This is a genomic window from Kosakonia sp. CCTCC M2018092, assembly GCF_003864115.1.
GTDB lineage: Bacteria > Pseudomonadota > Gammaproteobacteria > Enterobacterales > Enterobacteriaceae > Kosakonia > Kosakonia cowanii.
This window is the reverse complement of sequence record NZ_CP034225.1, coordinates 240,888-264,626: the sequence shown is the minus strand read 5'-3', so window position 1 is coordinate 264,626 and position 23,739 is coordinate 240,888. Positions and strand designations below refer to the sequence as shown.

The following is a 23,739-nucleotide window of genomic DNA, read 5'->3' as shown; positions in this document are numbered from 1 at the left end:
ACCTGTTTCTCGGTGTGGCGCTCAAACCTATTTATCTTATATTCTCTAAATTCTTTTAAATTACAGTCCAGTAAAATATACTAAAGCAATTCTTAATTATTTAATTAAATCGTGGATTGAATATTTTTTGACCTTTACATGGTGCTAGTTTTTTGAGATCTGCCTGAGTGCTGTTTTGTATGAATTCAAAAGCAGCCTCAATAGATTCGAAAGCAATTATCTCTTCTCGTTCATAGTCTTCCGCATCCATATTTTCATCTAGGATCTCATCTACAAAAACCTTATATTTCCCTTCCCACTTTTGAATTCCAACTGAAGACCAGAATATCTTTCCATTGTGTGAAAATGAAAATCGCTGTCCTACTTGCTGCCCTTTCTCGATTTTTTCAATTAAGTTTTTATCATTACTCATAAACCACCTGTAATATTAATTACGACTTTAACACCGTCTGTACGTTTAATGTTTATGTGGGGATATGTGCCATGATCATCACTAGGTGCATGGCCTCTTACTCTTCCCGTATTAGGATCAATTGCATAATCTTTATGGTAAGCACCGCCCTCTTTAAAACGATCCATTTTTCTTTTCTTTCGCACACCAATGGCATCTTGCGGCCCAACTCCCTTAACCTTCTGATAACCGGGAAATGCAGCGTGTAACAACTCATCCGCTTCCGCTTTTGTCCTAACTTCGACAATAGTATTTTTCCCACCAGTTCTCAGTGCATGGATTTTTTTCGCGCAAGGCAAGAGTCCCAACGGATCCACCCACCCCAGCGGATCAACCACATAGGTATACGTGTTCAGACCGCCCGCCAGACCAATCGGGTCCATCTGGGTGTAACACCCGCCCGCCGGGTCGTAGTAGCGGAAGGTGTTGTAGTGCAGGCCCGTTTCGCGGTCCAGGTACTGGCCCTGGAAGCGCAGGTTCTGCGGGGTGTCCCACTCGACCGGTGTACTTTCCCGCAGGCTGCGGCCCCAGGCGGTGGAAGCGCCGCGCCAGACGGTGTCGCCGTTGCTGTCGGTCACGCTGTCCGGCAGGCCATTCAGTTCCGTTTGATACCAGAAGATGTCTGCGTGATCACCGTGGCTGTCGACGCGCGCCAGCGGTTCATAGCTGTTTTCGGTGTAGATATACTGCACCGCCGCGTCCGGGTGACTGTCGCTGGTTTCGCCCACCATCTGCAGGCCGGACCAGGCGTACTGCGTGCGCTCCGGTTTACGGGCATGACGGCGCCACACCTGTTTCTCCGTGCGGCGGCCCAGGGCGTCGTAGCGGTATTCTGCTTTTGTGAACTCCGCATCGCCGTCGATTTCCACCCGGCTGATGCGGTGCTCGTCGTCATAGCTGAAGCGCTGCGTCACTCTCCGGTGCGTGTCGTGGCGCACGGTCATGCGTCCGAAACCGTCGTACTCACGGCTCACGCCGTCCAGGCGTTTCAGCAGGTTGTTCCACACCGGCTGCAGTTCCGGCGTGGTGCGGTTGTCCGCGGCGTCATACCAGAAACGCTATTGTTCATCCAATTGCAAAATTTATGAAAACGCCTGATTAGAGATGTAACGATTCCCGTTTAGGTATAAATAATCATGACTAATCTAACAGCACAAAAAACTAAAGCTTTTCCATATATTCATTTGCTAACTCAAGGATATCTTCATCATTATTTGCTAAGCCCATTTGCACATGTTTAATGAACATGTTTTTATCTTTTAAAATAAACAAAAAATTAGCAATGGACTCAAATAAGTAATAATCCATAGGTTCATTATATAATTCACTCAAAAGATTTTGAATAATTTCCTCATAATCCTCCAACCAGTTTCGTAATGAAATCAAACTGAAAGCCAAGAGTTTCTCTTCATCATTTCCTGCTATAGAAATCATGAACAACTCCTTCATTACTGAAGATGAAACATCTAACAAACCATCTTTAATCAATTTAATAGCTACCATCCTAACTTCAGCATCCTTTGATCTCAACAATGTGTAGAAATCAAAATCATGGCTAGAAATTATCTTTTTTACTTTGTAGAAATACTTATTTAAAGCTTTTTCATGTTTTTCATACATTGGCCAAGTGAGGCCATTTTGGTGTGATTTATCGATAAGAAACCTAGTGTTTTCATTTAATTCATCCTCAGCCTCGAAGAAGTCATCAATAAAATTACTCATATTTTACCTCCATATTCCCATGGCAATGAGTTAAACAAATCGTTAAATTCGTCTACAGTCATATCTTTAGTAGGATATATTGTGCTATGTCCCGGTGACATATACCCTCCAGGCATGTCCCTTCCATCATGTTTAATACCCAATCCATCAGGCATTTTTACTTCCTCGGGTAAAATATGGTAGTGGCCTTGTAAACCCGACTCTTTTGGTGTTCTTGTTACAGACTTGCCCTGTGGTCTCTTCATACCTTCTTGGGATGGGAGCAATCCTTGCTTGTTGGGAGCAAGATCTTTTTCTCGGATCCCTTTTGGCCCGCCTCTATTTCCAAAAGCGCAAAGCCGCTGTAAACCCAACGGATCCACCCACGCCAGCGGATCAACCACATACGTATACGTGTTAAGCCCGCCCAGCAGCCCTATCGGATCCATCTGCGTGTAACACCCGCCCGCGGGATCGTAGTAGCGGAAGGTGTTGTAGTGCAGGCCCGTTTCGCGGTCCAGGTACTGGCCCTGGAAGCGCAGGTTCTGCGGGATGTCCCAGTTTACCGGTGTGCTCTCGCGCAGGCTGCGGCCCCAGGCGGAGGAAGCGCCGCGCCAGACGGTGTCGCCGCTGCTGTCGGTCACGCTGTCCGGCAGGCCGTTGATTTCGGTGTGGTACCAGAAGATGTCCGCGTGCTCACCGTGGCTGTCGATACGCGCCAGCGGCTCATAGCTGTTTTCGGTGTAGATATACTGCACCGCCGCGTCCGGGTGGCTGTCGCGGGTTTCACCCACCATCTGCAGGCCGGACCAGGCGTACTGTGTGCATTCCGGTTTCCGGGCATGGCGTCGCCACACCTGTTTCTCCGTGCGGCGGCCCAGGGCGTCGTAGCGGTATTCGGCCCGGGTGTATTCCGCGTCGCCCTCAATAGTGACCTGGCTGATGCGGTGTTCGTCATCATAGCTGAAGCGCTGCGTCACTCTCCGGTGCGTGTCGTGGCGCACGGTCATGCGCCCGAAACCGTCGTACTCACGGCTCACGCCGTCCAGGCGTTTCAGCAGGTTGTTCCACACCGGCTGCAGGCTCTGCGTCATGCGCCCGGCCATGTCGTAGTGCGTCTCCAGCTCCAGCGAGCCCATCGTGCGGTGCGTCTCCCGGTGCAGGCGGTCACGCTGGTAGCCAGTGACCGGCAGCGTTTTGCCGCTCAGGGAGAGCTGCATCTCCAGCAGGTGCCCGGTGCCGTAGCGCAGGAACTTCAGTTCCCGCCCGTCCGGGAAGGTGGTGGCGCTGAGGTTGCTTAAGGCATCGTATTCATGCTGATAAACGCCGGAGTGGTTCTCCTCGCGGACCAAATCGCCAAGCTTGTTACGCGCCAGGATGATGGTTTCGCTGTGCGCCGGCTCGCGCATCTCCACCGCGGCCTGACGCCACTCAGTGTAGGCAAACCGTGTTTCGCGCCCGTCGGTACGAATGCAGAATGGCAGGGTCCGACGGGGCTGTTAGAATACTTATTTCTTTAAAGCACTGGGATCAAATACGATTAGGTCATGGCCTTTGAGACCACAAGGCCAGCCGCCTTTTTTATAGCAATCAAATATTTCCTCAAGAAGACTATTGCGTAGAGGATTATCTAAGAATCTATTTATTGCCACTGTGGAGAGAACAAAAAAAGCATCTTCGCGAGCATCAGAAAATAAAAAATCATCATAATCGGTGTTGATTTTTTTTACTTTTTTCTTCCTGTATTCCAATAAAATACCAGCATGTTGGGTTTGTAGGTTTGCTAAATATTCATTAACAACCTCTTCCGCATCATCAAAATCATCATGAACCCTTAAATCTTTTCTATAATTTTCAATAACATCCTTCCAGACTTTATATGGTGAGGATAGATTCTGCTCAAAAGCAAATTCATAGGCGTCACTCAAAGAATCTGTAATTACATAATTTTTAACATCTTCTGCAGATAAACCTTTAAAAAAAGAATTTGTAAAAATAAAATCTATCGGTTCAAATACATAATTTGTATTCATTACCACCCTCCTTTACTGAAAATTTTGGCCCATACGTCGTTAACTTTAGAATTACCGATTGCCCCACCAGCTGTATCCATATCTAACGGCCTAAGCGGGTAACCATTTTTCAAACCGGTACGTGCAATATCCTGTATTTCAGCAACCTGTGCTGAAATTGCTTTATTAGATTGACTTAAGTCTATTTTATCTAATGCAGACTTAACTGCTTTAGTATAGCCATCATGGTTTCCTTGATGCCGGGCCATAGCACTTATCTGTGAATCTTTTTTCCTTAAAAAGATTCCGTTTACGCTGTCATCAATATAATAATTGATTCTCTTAAGCGCAGGGTGATTAGCCAATTCTTTAGGAATGATATGGTGAGCCTGGTATCCTTTCCACGAGGTTGAACGTGGCAACCCCATCCCCTCCATCATATTTTTACCAAGAGTAGTAGAACAACCAACTAACCCCAACGGATCCACCCAACCCAGCGGGTCAACGACATAGGTATAGGTATTCAGCCCGCCCAGCAGCCCTATCGGGTCCATCTGGGTGTAACACCCGCCCGCCGGGTCGTAGTAGCGGAAGGTGTTGTAGTGCAGGCCCGTTTCGCGGTCCAGGTACTGGCCCTGGAAGCGCAGGTTCTGCGGGATGTCCCAGTTTACCGGTGTGCTCTCGCGCAGGCTGCGGCCCCAGGCGGTGGAAGCCCCACGCCAGACGGTGTCGCCGCTGCTGTCGGTCACGCTGTCCGGCAGGCCGTTCAGTTCCGTGTGGTACCAGAAGACGTCCGCATGCTCACCGTGGCTGTCGACGCGCGCCAGCGGTTCATAGCTGTTTTCGGTGTAGATATACTGCACCACCGCGTCCGGGTGACTGTCGCTGGTTTCGCCCACCATCTGCAGGCCGGACCAGGCGTACTGCGTGCGTTCCGGTTTGCGGGCATGGCGTCGCCACACCTGTTTCTCCGTGCGGCGGCCCAGGGCGTCGTAGCGATATTCTGCTTTTGTAAACTCCGCGTCGCCGTCTATTTCCACCCGGCTGATGCGGTGATCGTCGTCATAGCTGAAACGCTGCGTCACTCTCCGGTGCGTGTCGTGGCGCACGGTCATGCGCCCGAAACCGTCGTACTCCCTGTTCACGCCGTCCAGACGTTTCAGCAGGTTGTTCCACACCGGCTGCAGTTCCGGCGTGGTGCGGTTATCCGCGGCGTCATACCAGAAACGCTCTTCCCCTTCCGGCTGCAGGCTCTGCGTCATGCGCCCGGCCGCGTCGTAGCCCCACAGGGACTGGCGGTACTTCTCTGCCGGAGTGGAGGGTGCGCCGTCGGTGTACATGCGGCGGATTATCTGGTCCGCGCGGTCCCACTGGTAGCGGCGCTCCGAGACCAGACGGTCGCGCAGGTTGTCGGTGCAGCGCCGGTGCGTGATGCGCCCGGCCATGTCGTAGTGCGTCTCCAGCTCCAGCGCGCCCATCGTGCGGTGCGTCTCCCGGTGCAGGCGGTCACGCTGGTAGCCAGTGACCGGCAGCGTTTTGCCGCTCAGGGAGAGCTGCATCTCCAGCAGGTGCCCGGTGCCGTAGCGCAGGAACTTCAGCTCCCGCCCGTCCGGGAAGGTGGTGGCGCTGAGGTTGCTTAAGGCATCGTATTCATGCTGATAAACGCCGGAATGGTTCTCCTCGCGGACCAGGTCGCCAAGCTTGTTACGTGCGAGGATGATGGCTTCGCTGTGCGCCGGTTCACGCATCTCCACCGCAGCCTGACGCCACTCGGTGTAGGCATAACGGCGGATTTCAGTGGCCAGCGCGCTATAACGGTACTCGGTGCGGTGCTCCGGGGTTTCCCGCGCCGTCATGCGCCCGAGGGCGTCATATTCGTAATTCAGCACCTGCGCCGGCAGATCGCTGCCGCGCTCCGGGTGGCGTACAAGCGAAGCCACCTGCTGCGCGGCGTTGTAGTGATACTCCGTCTGCCGCCCGGCGTAATCCTGCTGACAGGTCAGCAGCCCGGTCGGGGTGTAGTCGAAACGCCACTCCTGGTTGTTGGCGTTGGTCAGCGTCACCAGACGCCCCGCCCGGTTGAAGCGGAAACGGGTGACATGCCCTGCCGGGTCGGTGGCTTCCGTTACCTGGCCGCGCGCATTGAGTTTTACCCAGCGCGTGCTGACGCCATCGACGCTCTGTCCGCAGAGCAGGCCGGATTTGGTGTAGCTGAACTGCGTCTCGCGCCCGTCGGCACGAATATAGGTCCGCAGGCGACCGGCGGGGCTCCAGACGTAGCGGTCCGTATTGCCGAGCGGGTCGGTGCTGCGGATAAGGCGCCCGGCACCATCATACTGATTCTGGCTCTGGTTACCGGAGCAATCCTCCTCGCGGATCAGCTGGCCCAGCGCATCCCACCAGAAACGGTGGCTGTTCTCCAGCGCATCAATGCGGCGGATTAAGTCGCCCTGATCGTTCCACTCAAAGCACGTCACGCCGCCTTCCGGATCGGTCAGCGCCACCACATCGCCTGCCAGGTTGTATTCGTACTGCCAGACGCCGCCGTCCGGCAGCACCTCTTTTAACGGGAAGTCATACAGCGGATGCCAGGTTTTCAGCGTTGCGCGTTCGAGCGGGTCGCGCTCCAGCGTCATATTGCCGCGATCGTCCCAGGCATACTCCCAGCGCCCGCCGTCAGGCTGAACGGCTGACAGCAGCTGTTCGGACTGTCCCGCCCAGTTGAACTGCCACTTACCGCCGTGCACATCGGTGTACGCTGTGATGCGGTAGATCTCATCCCAGTAGTGTTCGCTGACCACGCCTTCATCATTGCTGACGCGGGCGTAGCGTTTGCTCTCATCGGCGTCGATACGCCAGTTTTCCAGCACCGTGCCCTGCTCGTCGTGAACCTGGTACGCCTTCACGCGCCAGTGTTCGGCATCTGCCGTCGGCTGCCACTGGTAATGCACTTTCAGGCCGGTAGAGAAGCTGTGCCAGGCCAGCATATCGCTGGCGCGATCCCAGCCAAACTGGCGGGTTACCACATCATCGGCATCAATGACCGCAATCAGTTGCGCCTGGTCGTTGTAGCGATAGCTCACCAGCAGCTGGCGTGCGCCGTCAACAATCTGGTAAACCGCGCGTAACCGCCCGCTATGGGCGTCGTACTCAAGTTCGACATCCAGCGCTTCGTTGTCACTGGAGATACGCGCCAGCTGGCCCTGTTCGTTCCAGCTGAAGTAGTGGGCGTTTTCATGGCGGTCGTAGATGCGGTGCATCCGCCACTCGCCCGGGCGGGTGGGATCCGGTTCATAAACCTGATGATCGCCTTCGCCGGTCTGGATCGCGATCGCGCCGTTCGGGCTGGAGAAGAGCCTGAGCCCCTCGTCCGGATAGGAGATCATATCGCCGCTGAGCACTTCACCGAGCCCCAGCTCGCGCCCGCTCATGTCTTTGAAAATGATTTGATTGTCCGCCAGACGGTAAAGACGCGTCTCAAACGGCATCATCCAGCCAGGACCGAACATGCCGGAGGCGCGGTTGCGGCTGTTGTAGATACGCTGCCAGTAGAGCGGCATACGATCCGGCAGCACAAAGTCGAGATCCTCCTCTTTGGCGAGGATCTTTGCGCCGCTGGCAATATTGACCGGGAAAGCGGTGCTCGCCGCGGAGACAAGAACGGAGGAAATCGTATCTGAAACCACCGCGCTGCCAAAAGCGCAGACGATATTTTTCAGCACGCTGCGGGTTAGCATGCGTCGGCAGAGCATTCTTGCCAGATTGGGCAGTTCAGCGACCCCCAGCGAGCCGACAATCGCGCCCAGCAAGTAGGCCAGCTGGTTTTTGCCACTACGGATATCGCGAACGGTGATCGTGTCGCCGCCGATGCGTACACGGGGATTTTCACTGACTTTGATTTCCGCTTCGCAGGTGCTTTTCTCACCATTGCGCGCTGCGGGCTGATTATTGATTAGGACGCTTTTGGAACCCTGGGCGATAAAGTTACTGCTGGTGACCGCATGGCCTTTTTTGCAGTCAACGGTATCGAGTGGCATCGGGGTCGCATGGGGATCGGCGCTCTCTACCAGTGGCTGCGAAAGAGATTCCCACAGGTTTGAGCCCCACTTTTTCATATCATCAAGGGTGAGACCTTTGGCGCGTTCGGCAATCGCCATTGCCATGGCGCCAGGTACCAGGGCGAGCTTTGCCGCCTCAGCCGCAGTGGCCAGCGCCAGCACGCCAACAGCCGCCCAGTCGATGCTCTCTTCAGGAGCAGGAGGCGCGAGAAGATAATCACGATCCACGGTTCCGGCGGCACGTGCGGCTTTTTTGCCCTTGATATGTACGTTCTCAGAGCCGGTGAAGATATGCGCGTCGGGGGGCCCAGGATCTATCAGGCTGTCGACCAGCCTCCCGGCGGCATCGCCGATTTCTTGCAGCTCGCCGCTGAAGACTAGTGCGCCAATCGCCACTGCGCAAAGCACAGGGCCGATAAAACCAGATGCAGCAATGATCCCGGCGATAATCGCCCCTTCAACGACAGCGCCAACAAAATCTGCCAGCGCTGAACTGTGAATCAGTGGGTCATCAATACGGGCCGCGATGTAATCCGTCATCGTTACGCCCCTAACTGTAAGCCCGATTTGATCGACGCCCAGAATGCATCAGCAGGTGCGTCAAAGGGCGCGGTACGGCTGAACGTCAGCACCAGCAGATGGTCATCCACGCGGGTGATGGCCAGTTTCTCATGCACCAGCACGCCCTGGTTTTCAAAGCGCAGTGAAACTTCACGGGCAGGCTGGTTCGCCACCTGGCTATCTCCCACTTCGCCCATTACTACCTTCTTCATGCTGCGCTTCACTTTCGCCAGCTGCTGGCTGATAAACGCCTCTTCCTCGCCTGCCTTGATGTCCCACGCACGGGTGATCACCAGCGTCGCGTTGCTCTCATTAAAGCGCAGCACGTTAATGCTGCGATCCTGGCATGCTTCCGGCAGGTTGAGGATGCCTTCCGAAATAACAAACTGTGCGGTCGCCATTATTTATCTTTCCCTTGATCAAATGCTTTTGTAACCGCGGCCTGGATTTGGTCGATGGTGGGGGCAACATCGTCATGTTTTTGCGGTGTTGATAAGTTCAAATCCAGCAATCCTTTGGTATTAATCTGCCCACTGCCCAGCGCGTCGATTTTAAAATCATTGCACTGCAGTGTGACCGTGCCGTTGGCCCCCAGTATCAGGGCTGATTGTCCGGTAACGAGTTTGATGCTTGAGCCAGAGGCAAGTGTCAGATTGCCCTGAACCTTCTGCGTAAAATCGCCGCCGATCACCTCGTCGTGGGATAGCTGCGTCGCCTGGAAGTGGGTTCCGGCCACTTTGCCGCTGTGATCACGCGTGATGTTGACGGTCTGTGAGCCGCCAACGCTGCGCGTCTCATCGTTTTTCACATGGGTATCGAGGTTACGCTCGGCCTGGATCCACACCTGCTCTTCGCCCGCTTTATCTTCAAAGCGCAGGGCATTGGCGTTATCTACCGAGCCATCTTTCGAGCGGCTGAGGAAGCCCATCTGCGTTGCGGCGGCAGGCAGCGCCCAGGGCGGCATGCTCGCTTCGTTGTATACGCGGCCGGTGACTATCGGGCGGTCCGGGTCGCCGTTGATAAAGTCGATGACGACTTCGTCGCCGACGCGCGGGATCTGTACGCCGCCATAGCCCTGACCAGCCCAGGCGCTGGAGACGCGCACCCAGCAGGAGCTGGTGTCATCGCCTTTCGCCAGCCGATCCCAGTGGAACTTCACTTTTATGCGGCCATATTTATCCGTCCAGATGCTCTCTCCCTGCGGGCCAACGACGCGCGCGGTCTGCGGGCCGTAAGTGCGCGGCCAGGGAGTGTGCTGCGGCGGGCGAAACACCACCGAGGAGGGAATAACGCTGAAGTCGATGCGGTGCACCGTCTGGCTGTCGGCACCGCTGGCGTAGCGGTTCTCTTCAAAATTGTAGTGGGCGGCGGTAACAAGATATTCGCCATTGTCATTAAAGAACGCGGCGTTAGTCAGCTGGAAAGTGCAGCCCGGCGCAATTCCGATTGCCGTTGCGGTGCCTTCTATTTGCTGATGCTCAACCTGCCAGCGCTCCTGGCGAATGCGAGCGTAGAATTCACCGTGCCCATGCTCGACGAAGCGGCCCGGCCAGTCGTAGACATCAATAGCGCCGGGCGACGGAGAGTTCGGGTTTTGCCGCGCCTGGAAAAGCCAGGCGTTCGGTTTGCGGAAATCATAATCGTCCAGGCTGTAAATCCCTGGCGTCACGCTATCTTCCAGCGCCCACTGGCTGATCCCCTCTTCATCGGTACTGCCGCCCGATGGCGTCTGGTGATAGGGAATAAATTCATAGCCGCTAAAGGGCTGATGCTGGGTGGCCGCGTCGGTCAGCACCAGCGTGTGTTTGTCCGCTTCATGCCTGAAATGGTAGGCGATGCCTTCCAGCTCCATCAGACGGCTGATGAAATCGAAGCTGCTCTCCTGGTACTGCACGCAGTACTCCCACGTGCGGTAGCTGCCTGTCAGCTTATCTTCAATATTGACCTGGTATTCGCCCAGCAGGGTTTTCACGATTTGCGGCACCGTCTGTCCCTGGAAAATACGCAGGTTGCGGTCGCGCTTCATCGGCCAGAGATCCGACTCTACGGTAAGTTGGTAAACGGCATAACGCGTACCGCTCAGCTCGACGGCGCTTACGGCGACGCGGGTGATTTTACCGTTAAGGTAGCGGCTGCCGGACAAGCCCTGGGTTGGCAGGGTGACGGTGACCGGTTTACCGAGCAGCTGGCTGCGATCCATGCGCGCGTCAGTACCGAGCAATTGCAGGGTAAAGGAGAATGCTTCGGACAGGGCTTCACGACCAGAAATTTTCCAGAAGAGCAGCCCCTCGGCAGGTAACTGAACAGTGATGCGATTGCTCATAAAGCGGATCCTGACATAAAACGCACCACTCCAGGCGCGTTCATCGGTTTAACGTGGCGGGCTTGATAGAAAGCTACCGCACCCTTTCTGAAAGCGAAAAGGCCTCTATTGTCTGATTTTTCGGCGAAATAAGTGCCAGGAATTATCCTAATCCATAGCAAACCTACCAAAAAAAGCGTCTGTTTTTAGCGAGTTAATAAACACCCCGCAAAAATAAAGAGGCTTAAATCAATGGCCTTCAGCGTAATTTGCTTTAAGTGAAAAGGATTGTGTGAGTGCGCAGCCGCAGAGTCAAATGCTCACATTGCGGTTTCGCGAGGGCTCTCGCAATTTATTGCCTGAAAAATGAACGTTGCTGGCGGTAAACCGTGCGCGATCGAAAAATGCTTATGCCTCTTGCTCCGCCAGTGCCTGTGCGCAGGCCCAGGCGCTGGACCATGCCCACTGGAAGTTGTAGCCCCCCAGCCAGCCGGTCACATCCATCACTTCGCCAATAAAATAGAGCCCCGGCACGTTTCGCGCTTCCATCGTGCGCGACGAGAGTTCATGGGTATCCACGCCGCCGAGCGTTACCTCTGCGGTGCGGTAGCCTTCGGTGCCGTTGGGCTGGACGCGCCACGCGGTCAGGGTCTCAACCAGCTTCTCCTGGTCACGGCTATTGAGCTGCTTCAGCGTCACATCGGGGATCTGCCCAAGCTGCTGTAAACACTCCACCAGCCGTTTTGGCAACTGCATGCCGAGGGTGTTTTTCAGGCTCTGATTGGGGTGCGCGTCGCGCTGCTGATTCAGAAACTCTGCCAGATCGCACTCCGGCACTAAGTTAATAGTGACGAACTCGCCCGGCAGCCAGTAGCTGGAGATTTGCAGCACCGCAGGCCCCGACAGGCCGCGATGGGTAAAGAGCAGGTTTTCGCGAAATACCGTGCCGTTTTCAGCGGTGATAACAGAGGGTACAGAGACGCCGGAGAGGGTCTGCATCTGCTCGAGTAAAGGTTTGTGCAGAGTAAAGGGCACCAGACCGGCGCGGGTCGGCAGCACCTTCAGCCCAAACTGCTCGGCTATTTTGTAGCCAAAAGGCGAAGCGCCCAGCCCCGGCATCGACAGCCCGCCGGAGGCGATCACCAGTTTCGCCGCCTGCACCGTGCCGCCGTTCAGCTGTAAGGTGTAGCCGTTGTCATCACGCTCGACGGAGAGGATTTCCGTGCGCAGGCGCTGGGTGACATTGCCCTTCTCGCACTCCGCCACCAGCAGATCGACAATCTGCTGCGCGGAGTCGTCGCAAAAGAGCTGGCCGAGCGTCTTTTCATGCCAGGCGATGCCGTGTTTACCCACCAGATCGATAAAATCCCACTGGGTGTAGCGCGCGAGGGCAGATTTACAAAAATGGGGGTTCTGGCTTAAGTAAGCCGCCGGTTCGACATAAAGATTGGTGAAGTTGCAGCGCCCGCCGCCGGACATCAGGATCTTACGCCCCGGCTTTTTGCCGTTATCCAGCAGCAGCACGCGCCGACCCGCTTGCCCCGCCAGCGCCGCACAAAACATCCCCGCCGCGCCAGCACCGACTATAATGGCATCAAAGCTTTCCACATCTTCACCCTCTCTCTTACCTGGTCGCGAATTGTAAAGAGTTCAGGCTGGTCACACCAGCGCGGCGTGGTGAGAAAAGAAACATACCATTGAAATTTATAAGATAATTTTAGAAATTCAGCGGAATGTAAGCGATGATGTCAAAAAAAGTCGATATTTCACTTTGCCCATACCGCCAATGTCCCTGATAATGCGCGGCGTTCGTGTCCCCAAAATGGCTTAACGACCTATGGTACATTTGTTTGCCGGCCTGGATCTCCATACCGGGCTACTCCTCGTGCTTGCACTGGTTTTTGTTCTGTTTTACGAGGCCATTAACGGCTTCCACGACACAGCGAATGCCGTTGCAACCGTGATTTATACACGCGCTATGCGTTCTCAGCTGGCGGTTGTGATGGCGGCAGTGTTTAACTTCTTCGGCGTTTTGCTGGGCGGGTTAAGCGTTGCGTATGCCATTGTGCATATGTTGCCAACCGATCTGTTGCTGAATGTTAGCTCCGCACACGGCCTGGCGATGGTCTTTTCCATGCTGCTGGCTGCCATTATCTGGAACCTTGGCACCTGGTATCTGGGCCTGCCTGCTTCCAGTTCTCACACCCTGATTGGCGCAATTATCGGTATTGGTTTAACCAATGCACTGATGACCGGCACCTCGGTGGTCGACGCGCTGAACATCCCGAAAGTGCTGAATATCTTTGGTTCGCTGATCGTTTCACCGATCGTCGGCCTGGTATTTGCCGGTGGGCTGGTGTTCCTGCTGCGCCGCTACTGGAGCAGCACCAAGAAACGTGCGCGTATCCATATGACGCCTGCGGAACGTGAGAAGATCGACGGCAAGAAAAAGCCGCCTTTCTGGACGCGTATCGCACTGATCCTCTCTGCTATCGGCGTCAGCTTCTCTCATGGCGCAAACGACGGTCAGAAAGGTATCGGCCTGATTATGCTGGTGCTGATCGGCGTTGCTCCGGCGGGCTTCGTGGTCAATATGAACGCCTCCGGTTACGACATCACCCGTACGCGGGATGCCGTCAATAACGTGGAAACCTACTTCCAGCAACATCCGGCGCTGCTGCAAAAAGCGACCGGTGTCGATCCGCTGATCCCAACGCCGGAAGAAGTAGCCACTAAGCCTGGCGAGTTTCATTGCCACGCGGGCCACGCTATCACTGCACTGGACCGTGCGAAAGCGATGCTCACCGGGATTGAAAACTACGATCAGATCCCGCTGGAACAGCGCGGACAGCTGCGCCGGATTATGCTCTGCCTCTCCGATATCACGGATAAAGTGGCGAAGCAGCCGGAGATCGGTGCCGACGATCAGCGTCTGCTGAAGAAACTGAAAGGCGATATGCTCAGCACCATTGAGTACGCGCCAATCTGGATCATCATGGCGGTCGCGCTGGCGCTGGGTCTGGGGACGATGATTGGCTGGCGTCGTGTTGCCACCACCATCGGCGAGAAGATCGGTAAGAAAGGCATGACCTACGCTCAAGGGATGTCCGCGCAGATGACCGCAGCGGTGTCGATTGGTCTGGCAAGCTATACCGGTATGCCGGTCTCGACCACCCACGTGCTCTCATCGTCCGTAGCCGGTACGATGATTGTCGACGGCGGCGGTCTGCAGCGTAAAACCGTGACCAACATTCTGATGGCCTGGATCTTCACGCTGCCGGCGTCGATTATCCTCTCCGGCGGTCTGTACTGGATTGCGCTGAAGCTGATTTAACGTAAGCTTCAGAGAGACGAAAAAACGGGTCAGGAAACTGACCCGTTTTTTTATTGCCGGAACCATGCTTATTGCCGGATGGCGGCTGACGCCTTATCCGGCCTACGCCGAAACCCTAACCCGGTAACCCGTAGGCCTGATAAGCGTAACCCCATCAGGCAGTTGTTGAAATCATGCACATTGCCGGATGGCGGCTGACACCCTATCCGGCCTACGCCGAACCCCTAACCCGTAGGCCTGATAAGCGAAGCGCCATCAGGCAGTTGTTGAAATCGTGCACATTGCCGGATGGCGGCTGACGCCGAAACCCTAACCCGGTAACCCGTAGGCCTGATAAGCGTAACGCCATCAGGCATTTGCTGAAACCGTGCGCATTGCCGGATGGCGGCTCGCGCCTTATCCGGCCTACGCGAAAGCTCAGCCCGGTCACCCGTAGGCCTGATAAGCGCAGCGCCATCAGGCAGTGGCCGAAACCGTGCACATTGCCGGATGGCGGCTCGCGCCTTATCCGGCCTACGCCGAAACCCTAACCCGGTAACCCGTAGGCCTGATAAGCGTAGCGCCATCAGGCAGTTATCAAAACAGCGCTCAGTGCCAAATCATCAGCCCAATCAGGCTCAGCACCACCAGCCCGCATAACGAACTGGTCAAAATAAACAGGTGACGCACCCGCTCGCAGCGGCGGATAAACTCATCGTCATGGTGATCGCGGTAACGTTGAGCGTAGATGTACCACACCAGCCGCATCTGCTTGCTCGGCTGACCGTGGGCGGTAAAAAACCCTCCACCATCGACATATTGATACAGCAAGGGATCACACCCGCGAAGTACCACCAACAGGGCGCGCAGCGATGAGTAATAACGCGCCATGTTCACCACACACACCACACACAAAGCCCAAAACAGCGCAACAGTGCTGATCACCATATCCCCTCCCCGGCGAGAGCCCTCAGAGTTTCACTCCAGCGCTCACGCTCCTGAAAACCCCACTAAGGTAGACAACAAAGAGTGTAACCAAGGCTCCGGACGGACCACAACGAAGGCGATGTTCCGTAGTTGACCTCGCGCAAAGAAACAGGACAACTTCGGGACACCGTCTCTCTCTTCCGTACGGTTTCTTAATAGTGTAGGAGATAGCGCTCTTTTTTTGCCACAAGCGAACGCAGATCCCTGCATCTCGCTGTAAATATTACGTAAGTGAATCGTGATCCAGGTTGATTGACGGTGCTGTTAGAGCGTTATAAGGTAGGAATCATTTTGAATGCGACCTGAAAAGTCGGGCGCCACGCTCACGTACAACGCAGGATGCGAGCGCAGCGCAACCCCATCAGGGTTTCACCCGGATGGCCATCGACAACTTATGGAAGGAGTAACATTATGGCTTACAAACACATCCTTATCGCCGTCGATCTCTCCCCTGAAAGCAAGCTGCTGGTTGATAAAGCCGTCTCTATGGCGCGCCCTTACAACGCAAAAATTTCTCTGATTCATGTCGATGTGAACTACTCCGATCTCTACACCGGCCTTATCGACGTTAACCTCGGCGATATGCAAAAGCGCATCTCCGACGAAACGCACCAGGCGCTGACGGAGCTCTCCACCAACGCAGGCTATCCGATTACCGAAACCCTCAGCGGCAGCGGCGATCTGGGCCAGGTGCTGGTCGATGCGATCAAAAAATATGATATGGATTTGGTGGTGTGCGGCCATCATCAGGACTTCTGGAGCAAACTGATGTCCTCTGCGCGCCAGCTGATTAACACCGTTCATGTGGATATGCTGATTGTCCCGCTGCGCGATGAAGAGGACGAATAATCCTTCGTTGACCTTTCGTCAGTAGCCTGAATACCGCCCGGTGCGCGCAACGCCACCGGGCTTTTTTATTCCCCGGAGCCGGGGTAGATATCGAAACGGTGGCTTTTGGTCACCACCGCAGATTGCGTAGCGACGCCTGCCAGCGGCGGCGCATAGTCGGGCCGTTTAACCACCACGCGTTTAATCGCTAACTGACGCGCAGGCTCCAGTAAGCCATCGGCATCAAGATCCGGGCCAACCAGCGACTGAAAGACCCGCATCTCTTTTTTCACCAGCGCGCTCTTCTGCTTATGCGGAAACATCGGATCGAGATAAACCACCTGTGGGCGCGGCGTGATATCTGCCAGCCCGGAAAGGCTTGAAGCGTGGATCAGCGTTAACCGGTCGCGCAGCCACGGGCCGACTTCCGCATCTGCGTAGCCGCGCTGCAGACCATCCTCCAGCAGAGCGGCAACCACCGGGTTGCGCTCCAGCATGCGAACCCGGCAACCGACGGAGGCGAGCACAAAGGCGTCGCGCCCGAGCCCGGCAGTGGCATCCACCACTTCCGGCAGATAGCTGCCTTTGATGCCGACCGCTTTCGCCACCGCTTCCCCGCGACCGCCGCCAAACTTGCGCCGATGTGCCATCGCGCCCGCGACAAAATCGACAAAGATACCGCCGAGTTTCGGTTCATCGCGTTTACGCAGTTCAAGATGGGTTGGCGTGCGAACCAGCGCCATCAGGTTGTCATCATCCGGCTCCAGCCCAAAGCGGGCGATAAGATCGGATAAGGCACCGTCTCCGGTGCCTGTTTCATCCACTAAGCAGATCTTCAAGTGTTAGCCTTCGATACCATAATGCTCAAGCATCGCGTCAATCTGCGGCTCGCGACCACGGAAGCGTTTGAACAGCTCCATCGGCTCTTCTGAACCGCCGCGCGTCAGGATGTTATCGAGGAACGACTGCCCGGTTTCACGGTTGAAAATCCCCTCTTCCTCGAAGCGGGAGTAGGCGTCGGCTGCCAGCACATCGGCCCACAGATAGCTGTAGTAACCCGCGGCGTAACCGCCGGCGAAGATGTGGCTGAAGGCGTGCGGGAAACGACCCCACGACGGCCCAGGCATCACCGCCACCTGGCGTTTGATCTCGGCCAGAGTTTCGAGGATTTTCGCCCCCTCTTGCGGGTTAAATTCCGCATGCAGACGGAAGTCGAACAGGCCGAACTCCAGCTGGCGCAGGATAAACATCGCCGCCTGGTAGTTTTTCGCCGCCAGCATTTTATCCAGCAGCTCCTGTGGCAGCGGCTCGCCGGTCTCAAAGTGACCGGAGATAAACGCCAGCGCTTCCGGCTCCCAGCACCAGTTCTCCATAAACTGGCTCGGCAGCTCAACCGCATCCCATGGCACACCGCTGATGCCCGCAACGCCTGCGGTTTCAACCCGCGTCAGCATATGGTGCAGGCCATGACCAAACTCATGGAACAGGGTGATCACTTCATCATGGGTAAAGAGCGCCGGTTTGCCGCTCACCGGGCGGTTGAAGTTACAGGTGAGATAGGCGACCGGTTTTTGCAGCGTGCCGTCGGCGCGGCGCATCTGGCCGACGCAATCATCCATCCACGCCCCGCCGCGTTTGTGCTCGCGGGCATAGAGATCGAGGTAGAAGCTGCCGCGCAGCTCGTTGTTTTCGTCATACAGTTCGAAGAAGCGCACTTCCGGGTGCCAGACATCAACATCGGTACGCTCTTTAGCAGTAATGCCGTAAATGCGTTTAACCACTTCGAACAGGCCGTTAACGGCGCGGTTTTCCGGGAAGTACGGGCGCAGTTGCTCATCGCTAATGCTGTAGAGATGTTGCTTCTGTTTTTCGCTGTAGTAGGCGATATCCCACGGTTGCAGATCGTCAACGCCAAACTCCGCTTTCGCAAAAGCACGCAGCTGTGCCAGCTCTTTTTCGCCCTGCGGACGCGCGCGTTTCGCCAGATCGGTTAAGAACTCCAGCACCTGCGCCGGGTTTTCCGCCATTTTGGTCGCCAGGGATTTATCCGCGTAGCTCTCAAAGCCGAGCAGTTGCGCAAGTTCGTGACGCAGGGCGAGGATCTCTGCCATCACCGGGCTGTTATCCCATTTGCCAGCGTTCGGCCCCTGATCGGAGGCGCGGGTGCTGTACGCGCGGTACATCTCTTCGCGCAGCGCCTGGTTGTCGCAGTAGGTCATCACCGGCAGGTAGCTCGGAATATCGAGGGTTAACAGATAGCCCTCTTGCTCTTTGGCTTCCGCCTGCGCTTTCGCCGCCGCTAAGGCGCTTTCCGGCATACCGGAGAGTTCAGATTCGTCGGTAACCAGCTTGCTCCAGCCCATGGTGGCGTCGAGCACATTGTTGCTGTAGAGGTTGCCCAGTTCAGAGAGGCGCGCGGCGATTTCGCCATAGCGTTTCTGCGTCTCTTTCGGCAGGCCAATACCCGACAGTTTGAAGTCGCGCAGGGCGTTATCGACCGATTTTTTCTCGGCAACGCTCAGTTCAGCGTAGTGGTCGCCATCGCGCAGATCGCGATAGGCGTTATAGAGCCCTTCATGCTGGCCGACCCAGGTGCTGTACTCAGAGAGCAGCGGCAGGGTCTGTTCGTAAGCTTCACGCAGTTCCGGGCTGTTTTTCACGGAATTCAGGTGGCTGACGGGAGAAAAGAGACGACCCAGGCGGTCATCGACTTCCGCCAGCGGCTGGCAAAGATTGGCCCAGGTGTAGGGGCCACCCTGCGCGACAACGCTCTCAACCGCGTTTCGGCAGTCGTCCAGCGCTTTCGTTACCGCAGGGACAACGTGTTCAGGACGAATTTGGGAAAACGGCGGTAACTCGAAAGGCGTCAAAAGGGGGTTGGTCATATGCGCAGTCCTGTTGAAAAGGGTGTTTGATTAGCATGGGGCTAACTTCTGGAGATTTCAATGCCGGAGGGTGCGCTTAAGCCGGGTATCGCTGCAATAAGCGGAGGGTTGAGCGGTAATCCGCCGCGATCTGCGATAGACTGTGCGAAATCTCGTTTAATTTCTGGAATCTCCAACGCTATGCTCAGTTATCGCCACAGCTTCCACGCGGGCAACCACGCCGACGTCCTCAAACACACCGTTCAGAGCCTGATCATCGAAGCGCTGAAAGAAAAAGAGAAACCGTTTCTCTATCTCGATACCCACGCAGGCGCGGGGCGTTATCAGCTCTCCGGCGAGCATGCGGAGCGCACCGGTGAATATATGGAAGGGATTGCGCGCATCTGGCAGCAGGACGATCTGCCCGCCGAGCTGGAACCCTATATGAATGTGGTGCGTCACTTTAACCGTGGCGAGCAGCTGCGTTACTACCCAGGCTCACCGCTGATTGCCCGCCAGCTGCTGCGCGAGCAGGATAGCCTGATGCTGACCGAGCTGCACCCGAGCGACTTCCCGCTGCTGCGCCAGGAGTTCCAGAAAGACGAACGCACTCGCGTGGCGCGCGCCGACGGCTATCAGCAATTAAAAGCCAAACTGCCGCCGGTCTCTCGCCGCGGTCTGATTCTGATCGACCCGCCATATGAGATCAAAACCGACTACCAGGCGGTAGTGAGCGGCATCAGCGAAGGCCACAAACGTTTTGCCACCGGCGTTTTCGCTCTCTGGTATCCGGTAGTGATGCGCCAGCAGATCAAACGCATGCTGCGCGATCTGGAAGCGACCGGCATTCGCAACATCCTGCAAATCGAGCTGGGCGTGCGCCCGGACAGCGACCAGCGCGGCATGACCGCCTCCGGCATGATCGTGATTAACCCGCCGTGGAAACTGGAAGCACAAATGAACAGCGTGCTGCCGTGGCTGCACAAAAAACTGGTCCCGGCCGGTACAGGCCATACGCTGATAAACCAGGTAGTACCCGAGTAATCGCAGCCATCGGTGGCGCATTACGCCCGGCGCGTTACAATCGCGCCACGACTGTCGACTTCGTTCAGGATTAAGGAAACGACCATGAGCAAACATTATGACTACCTCGCCATCGGTGGCGGCAGCGGCGGAATCGCCTCGATCAACCGTGCCGCCATGTATGGTCAAAAATGCGCGCTGATCGAAGCTAAAGAGCTGGGCGGCACCTGCGTTAACGTCGGCTGCGTGCCGAAAAAGGTGATGTGGCATGCGGCGCAGATCGCCGAAGCGATCCATCTCTACGGCCCGGATTACGGTTTCGACACCACGGTGAATCACTTCGACTGGGGCAAGCTGGTCGCCAGCCGCAGCGCCTACATTGACCGTATTCACACCTCTTATGACAACGTGCTGGGCAAAAATAACGTGGATGTGATCCGCGGCTTTGCACGCTTTGTCGATGCCAAAACCGTGGAAGTGAACGGCGAGACGATCACCGCTGACCATATCCTGATCGCCACCGGCGGTCGCCCGAGCCACCCGTCGATTCCCGGCGCGGAATATGGCATCGATTCCGACGGTTTCTTCGCCCTGCCCGCGCTGCCGAAACGCGTGGCGGTGGTAGGCGCAGGCTATATCGCCGTTGAACTGGCGGGCGTGATCAACGGCCTCGGCGCGGAAACGCACCTCTTTGTGCGTAAACACGCGCCGCTGCGCAGTTTCGATCCGATGATCACCGAGACGCTGGTGGAAGTGATGGCGGCAGAAGGCCCGAATCTGCACACCCACGCCGTGCCAACTGCGGTTGTGAAAAACGGCGACGGTAGCCTGACGATCACGCTGGAAGATGGCCGTTCGCAGACCGTCGACTGCCTGATTTGGGCGATTGGCCGCGAACCGGAAACCGATAACTTCAACCTTGCCGCGACTGGTGTGAAAACCAACGACAAGGGCTATATCGAAGTGGATAAGTTCCAGAACACCAGCGTTCCCGGCATCTACGCGGTGGGCGATAACACCGGCGCGGTTGAGCTGACGCCGGTGGCCGTGGCCGCTGGCCGCCGCCTCTCTGAGCGCCTGTTTAACAACAAGCCGGACGAGCATCTGGACTACAGCAATATTCCGACAGTGGTCTTCAGCCACCCGCCAATCGGCACCGTTGGTTTAACCGAACCGCAGGCGCGCGAGCAGTATGGCGACGACCAGGTGAAGGTCTATAAATCCTCCTTTACCGCGATGTATACCGCCGTCACCTCTCACCGCCAGCCGTGCCGCATGAAGCTGGTCTGCGTCGGGCCGGAGGAGAAGATTGTCGGTATTCACGGCATCGGCTCCGGGATGGATGAGATGTTGCAGGGCTTCGCCGTAGCGCTGAAGATGGGGGCGACCAAGAAGGACTTCGACAACACTGTCGCCATCCACCCGACGGCGGCGGAAGAGTTCGTCACCATGCGTTAATGCTCCACGCAAACTGGCCCCCGCGGCCAGTTTTGCTTTTACACAAGGTTTAAAGATGGCAGCGCAACTCCCGGTGTTTGATGGTCATAACGATCTGCTGCTGCGGTTGTGGATAGAGCAGCCAGACACCTCTGTCGAACAGGTTTTCAGCGGCCTTAACGGCGGCCATCTCGATTTTCCCCGTATGCAGCGCGCCGGTTTTGCCGGCGGGCTGTTCGCCGTCTTTGTGCCGCCCGCTCGTTATATCGCAGAGATGCGCGGCATCACGCCCGCTGAAGCGCAGGCGCTGCACGATCCGCTCCGGATCACCCACCAGCAGATCGATCTCTTCTATCGCATGGTCGACGCCTCAGAGGGCAGAATGCGCGTCTGCCACAGCGCGCAGGAGATTGCGCAGTGCCTGCAAGATGGCACCATTGCGCTGGTGCTGCATATTGAAGGCGCCGACGCGCTTAACGCAGAGTTAGAGCCGCTTGATGCGCTGGTCGCACGCGGCGTGCGCAGTATTGGGCCGTTCTGGAACCTGCCCAACGCCTTTGGCGAAGGGGTAAATGGCCGCTTTCCCGGCTCGCCGGATACCGGGCCGGGCCTGAGCGAGGCGGGCAAACGGCTTATCCGCGCCTGCAACCAACGGCGAATTTTGATCGACCTCTCGCATATGAATGAACGGGCGTTCTGGGACACCGCCTCCCTCAGCAATGCGCCGCTGGTCGCCAGCCACTCCAATGCCCACGCCCTCTGCCCACAGCCGCGCAATCTCACCGATGCTCAGCTGGAGGCGATTGCCGCCAGCGACGGCCTGGTGGGCGTCAACTTCGGCACGGCATTCCTGCGTGAAGATGGCAAGCGCGACGCCCGCACTCCTTTACACAAAATTTTCCAACACATCGACTATCTGCTTACTAAACTTGGTGAGGATCGTGTAGCATTCGGCTCCGACTTTGACGGCATCGACCTGCCGGAAGAGTTGGGCGATGTCACGGGGCTACCGCGACTCATGGCCCTGCTGACATCGTCTGGCATCAGCCAGCCGCTGGCAGAGAAACTTGCCTGGCGCAACTGGCTGCGAGTTCTGAATATGACCTGGGGTAACTGAATCACGCGGGTTACCTCCTCTCATCCCAAGGAGTTACGCTATGTGGACTAAACCAACGTTCGTGGATCTGCGCTTAGGTCTGGAAGTCACTCTCTATATTTCCAACCGCTAAACGCGCCCGCCCGCCTTGCTGCGGGCTTCCTCTTTTTTGCTTACCGGTTTACACAGATGCTGATTACTGTTTTAGGTTCCGCAGCGGGCGGCGGCTTTCCCCAATGGAACTGCAACTGCCCGAACTGCGCGGGAGTGCGTAACGGCACAATGCAAACCTCAGCGCGCACGCAATCGTCGATTGCGATAAGCGATGACGGCAAAAACTGGGTGTTGTGCAACGCCTCGCCCGATATCAGCCAGCAATTACGCGCCACGCCTGCGCTGAACAGACCCGAAAAGCTGCGCGGTACCGCCATTGGCGCGATTATCCTGACCGACAGCCAGATTGATCACAGCGCGGGGCTGCTAAGCCTGCGTGAAGGCTGCCCACATCAGGTGTGGTGCACGCCGGAAGTGCATGATGATCTCAGCACCGGCTTTCCCGTCTTCCCGATGCTCAGCCACTGGAACGGCGGGCTGCAACATCACCCTGTTGAGCCGCTGACGCGCTTCCAGGTGGCGGTTTGCCCGCAGCTGCACTTTACCGCTATCCCGCTGCTGAGCAATGCACCGCCCTACTCGCCCTACCGCGATCGCCCGCTACCCGGGCACAACGTGGCGCTGTTTATTGAAGACAGCAACAGCGGGCAGAGCCTGCTTTACGCACCGGGTCTCGGCGAGCCGGATGAGACGATTATGCCGTGGTTGCAGCGCGCCGACTGCCTGCTGATCGACGGCACGCTGTGGCGTGATAACGAGCTGAGCGCCAGCGGCGTTGGCGGCCACAGCGGCAAAGCGATGGGTCACCTGGCGTTAGCCGAAGAGCAGGGTCTTGCATCTTTGCTCGCGACGCTGCCCGCCCGTCGCAAGATTTTAATTCATATTAACAATACCAACCCGATCCTGAATGAAGCCTCCCCGGAACGAAAAAGCCTTGAGCAACAGGGGATTGAAGTGAGCTGGGACGGGATGGTTATCGCGCTATAAGAGGT

General features: G+C 56.4%; 18 protein-coding genes and 1 pseudogene. 7 read left to right on the top strand and 12 right to left on the bottom strand.

Annotated elements, in window-relative coordinates; genetic code table 11:
* Nucleotides 1-100: 100 nt before the first annotated feature.
* The 9 genes and pseudogenes from EH164_RS01180 to EH164_RS01140 form a co-directional block, all read right to left on the bottom strand.
* A complete protein-coding gene (locus EH164_RS01180; protein WP_124967076.1) occupies nucleotides 101-412 on the bottom strand; it encodes a hypothetical protein in 312 nt (103 codons plus the stop codon).
* Nucleotides 413-737: 325 nt separating this feature from the next.
* Nucleotides 738-1,509, bottom strand: a pseudogene (locus tag EH164_RS01175) (RHS repeat-associated core domain-containing protein); the annotation flags it as partial.
* 103 nt (nucleotides 1,510-1,612) lie between these two features.
* Entirely contained in the window at nucleotides 1,613-2,173 is a 561-nt protein-coding gene (locus EH164_RS01170; protein ID WP_124967075.1) for a hypothetical protein, read from the bottom strand.
* Nucleotides 2,170-3,561: an RHS repeat-associated core domain-containing protein gene (locus tag EH164_RS01165; protein WP_124967074.1), complete on the bottom strand. Its 1,392-nt coding sequence runs from the start codon at nucleotides 3,559-3,561 to the stop codon at nucleotides 2,170-2,172. Before EH164_RS01165 ends, EH164_RS01170 begins: the two co-directional genes overlap by 4 nt.
* Before the next feature lie 99 nt (nucleotides 3,562-3,660).
* Nucleotides 3,661-4,185, bottom strand: a complete 525-nt coding sequence (locus EH164_RS01160) for a hypothetical protein (RefSeq protein ID WP_124967073.1) — start codon at nucleotides 4,183-4,185, stop codon at nucleotides 3,661-3,663.
* Complete coding sequence (locus EH164_RS01155) at nucleotides 4,185-8,762, bottom strand: RHS repeat-associated core domain-containing protein (RefSeq protein ID WP_124967072.1); 4,578 nt, start codon at nucleotides 8,760-8,762, stop codon at nucleotides 4,185-4,187. The genes EH164_RS01160 and EH164_RS01155 overlap by 1 nt, the downstream gene beginning before the upstream one ends.
* A 2-nt stretch (nucleotides 8,763-8,764) precedes the next feature.
* A complete protein-coding gene (locus EH164_RS01150) occupies nucleotides 8,765-9,184 on the bottom strand; it encodes a DcrB-related protein (protein ID WP_042713213.1) in 420 nt (139 codons plus the stop codon).
* Nucleotides 9,184-11,106, bottom strand: coding sequence for a type VI secretion system Vgr family protein (locus tag EH164_RS01145; RefSeq protein ID WP_023482079.1), 1,923 nt, complete (start codon nucleotides 11,104-11,106; stop codon nucleotides 9,184-9,186). Before EH164_RS01145 ends, EH164_RS01150 begins: the two co-directional genes overlap by 1 nt.
* Before the next feature lie 387 nt (nucleotides 11,107-11,493).
* A complete protein-coding gene (locus EH164_RS01140; protein WP_124967071.1) occupies nucleotides 11,494-12,693 on the bottom strand; it encodes an NAD(P)/FAD-dependent oxidoreductase in 1,200 nt (399 codons plus the stop codon).
* 229 nt (nucleotides 12,694-12,922) lie between these two features.
* Between EH164_RS01140 and pitA the strand changes: the two genes are divergently transcribed.
* Nucleotides 12,923-14,419 (top strand): inorganic phosphate transporter PitA, encoded by a 1,497-nt coding sequence (pitA, locus tag EH164_RS01135; protein ID WP_124967070.1) that lies wholly within the window; start codon nucleotides 12,923-12,925, stop codon nucleotides 14,417-14,419.
* 588 nt (nucleotides 14,420-15,007) lie between these two features.
* On the opposite strand, the gene uspB is transcribed toward pitA, so the two are convergent.
* Nucleotides 15,008-15,343 (bottom strand): universal stress protein UspB, encoded by a 336-nt coding sequence (uspB, locus tag EH164_RS01130; protein ID WP_023481978.1) that lies wholly within the window; start codon nucleotides 15,341-15,343, stop codon nucleotides 15,008-15,010.
* A 453-nt stretch (nucleotides 15,344-15,796) separates the two neighbouring features.
* On the opposite strand from uspB, the gene uspA reads away from it, so the two are divergent.
* The gene (gene uspA, locus EH164_RS01125) at nucleotides 15,797-16,234 is read left to right on the top strand and encodes a universal stress protein UspA (RefSeq protein ID WP_042713217.1); all 438 of its coding nucleotides are present in this window, start codon (nucleotides 15,797-15,799) and stop codon (nucleotides 16,232-16,234) included.
* A gap of 65 nt (nucleotides 16,235-16,299) precedes the next feature.
* Here uspA and rsmJ read toward each other — a convergent pair whose 3' ends face one another.
* Together rsmJ and prlC are read right to left on the bottom strand one after the other, a co-directional pair.
* Complete coding sequence (gene rsmJ, locus EH164_RS01120) at nucleotides 16,300-17,052, bottom strand: 16S rRNA (guanine(1516)-N(2))-methyltransferase RsmJ (protein ID WP_054802668.1); 753 nt, start codon at nucleotides 17,050-17,052, stop codon at nucleotides 16,300-16,302.
* Nucleotides 17,053-17,055: 3 nt separating this feature from the next.
* On the bottom strand, nucleotides 17,056-19,098 hold the full coding sequence (prlC, locus tag EH164_RS01115; protein WP_124967069.1) for an oligopeptidase A: 2,043 nt from the start codon (nucleotides 19,096-19,098) through the stop codon (nucleotides 17,056-17,058).
* A 180-nt stretch (nucleotides 19,099-19,278) separates the two neighbouring features.
* Between prlC and EH164_RS01110 the strand changes: the two genes are divergently transcribed.
* The 5 genes from EH164_RS01110 (at nucleotide 19,279) to pqqB (ending at nucleotide 23,734) form a co-directional block, all read left to right on the top strand.
* Nucleotides 19,279-20,121 (top strand): 23S rRNA (adenine(2030)-N(6))-methyltransferase RlmJ, encoded by an 843-nt coding sequence (locus EH164_RS01110; protein WP_023481954.1) that lies wholly within the window; start codon nucleotides 19,279-19,281, stop codon nucleotides 20,119-20,121.
* Nucleotides 20,122-20,205: 84 nt separating this feature from the next.
* Nucleotides 20,206-21,558 carry a glutathione-disulfide reductase gene (gene gorA / locus EH164_RS01105; protein WP_124967068.1) on the top strand — a complete coding sequence of 451 codons (1,353 nt, stop codon included), beginning with the start codon at nucleotides 20,206-20,208 and terminating at the stop codon, nucleotides 21,556-21,558.
* 55 nt (nucleotides 21,559-21,613) lie between these two features.
* Nucleotides 21,614-22,654, top strand: coding sequence for a dipeptidase (locus EH164_RS01100; protein WP_124967067.1), 1,041 nt, complete (start codon nucleotides 21,614-21,616; stop codon nucleotides 22,652-22,654).
* A 40-nt stretch (nucleotides 22,655-22,694) separates the two neighbouring features.
* Nucleotides 22,695-22,766 (top strand): pyrroloquinoline quinone precursor peptide PqqA, encoded by a 72-nt coding sequence (gene pqqA / locus EH164_RS01095; protein WP_071789594.1) that lies wholly within the window; start codon nucleotides 22,695-22,697, stop codon nucleotides 22,764-22,766.
* Nucleotides 22,767-22,822: 56 nt separating this feature from the next.
* A complete protein-coding gene (pqqB, locus tag EH164_RS01090; RefSeq protein WP_124967066.1) occupies nucleotides 22,823-23,734 on the top strand; it encodes a pyrroloquinoline quinone biosynthesis protein PqqB in 912 nt (303 codons plus the stop codon).
* Nucleotides 23,735-23,739 lie beyond the last annotated feature (5 nt).

Excerpts from the sequence above, each read along its gene's own strand:
- EH164_RS01170 (WP_124967075.1), bottom strand. The coding sequence starts at position 2,173 with ATGAGTAATTTTATTGATGACTTCTTCGAGGCTGAGGATGAATTAAAT.
- prlC (WP_124967069.1), bottom strand. The coding sequence starts at position 19,098 with ATGACCAACCCCCTTTTGACGCCTTTCGAGTTACCGCCGTTTTCCCAA.
- EH164_RS01180 (WP_124967076.1), bottom strand. The coding sequence starts at position 412 with ATGAGTAATGATAAAAACTTAATTGAAAAAATCGAGAAAGGGCAGCAA.
- EH164_RS01160 (WP_124967073.1), bottom strand. The coding sequence starts at position 4,185 with ATGAATACAAATTATGTATTTGAACCGATAGATTTTATTTTTACAAAT.
- uspA (WP_042713217.1), top strand. The coding sequence starts at position 15,797 with ATGGCTTACAAACACATCCTTATCGCCGTCGATCTCTCCCCTGAAAGC.
- gorA (WP_124967068.1), top strand. The coding sequence starts at position 20,206 with ATGAGCAAACATTATGACTACCTCGCCATCGGTGGCGGCAGCGGCGGA.
- EH164_RS01145 (WP_023482079.1), bottom strand. The coding sequence starts at position 11,106 with ATGAGCAATCGCATCACTGTTCAGTTACCTGCCGAGGGGCTGCTCTTC.
- EH164_RS01155 (WP_124967072.1), bottom strand. The coding sequence starts at position 8,762 with ATGACGGATTACATCGCGGCCCGTATTGATGACCCACTGATTCACAGT.
- EH164_RS01100 (WP_124967067.1), top strand. The coding sequence starts at position 21,614 with ATGGCAGCGCAACTCCCGGTGTTTGATGGTCATAACGATCTGCTGCTG.
- pqqB (WP_124967066.1), top strand. The coding sequence starts at position 22,823 with ATGCTGATTACTGTTTTAGGTTCCGCAGCGGGCGGCGGCTTTCCCCAA.
- EH164_RS01165 (WP_124967074.1), bottom strand. The coding sequence starts at position 3,561 with ATGCGCGAGCCGGCGCACAGCGAAACCATCATCCTGGCGCGTAACAAG.
- pitA (WP_124967070.1), top strand. The coding sequence starts at position 12,923 with ATGGTACATTTGTTTGCCGGCCTGGATCTCCATACCGGGCTACTCCTC.
- EH164_RS01110 (WP_023481954.1), top strand. The coding sequence starts at position 19,279 with ATGCTCAGTTATCGCCACAGCTTCCACGCGGGCAACCACGCCGACGTC.
- EH164_RS01150 (WP_042713213.1), bottom strand. The coding sequence starts at position 9,184 with ATGGCGACCGCACAGTTTGTTATTTCGGAAGGCATCCTCAACCTGCCG.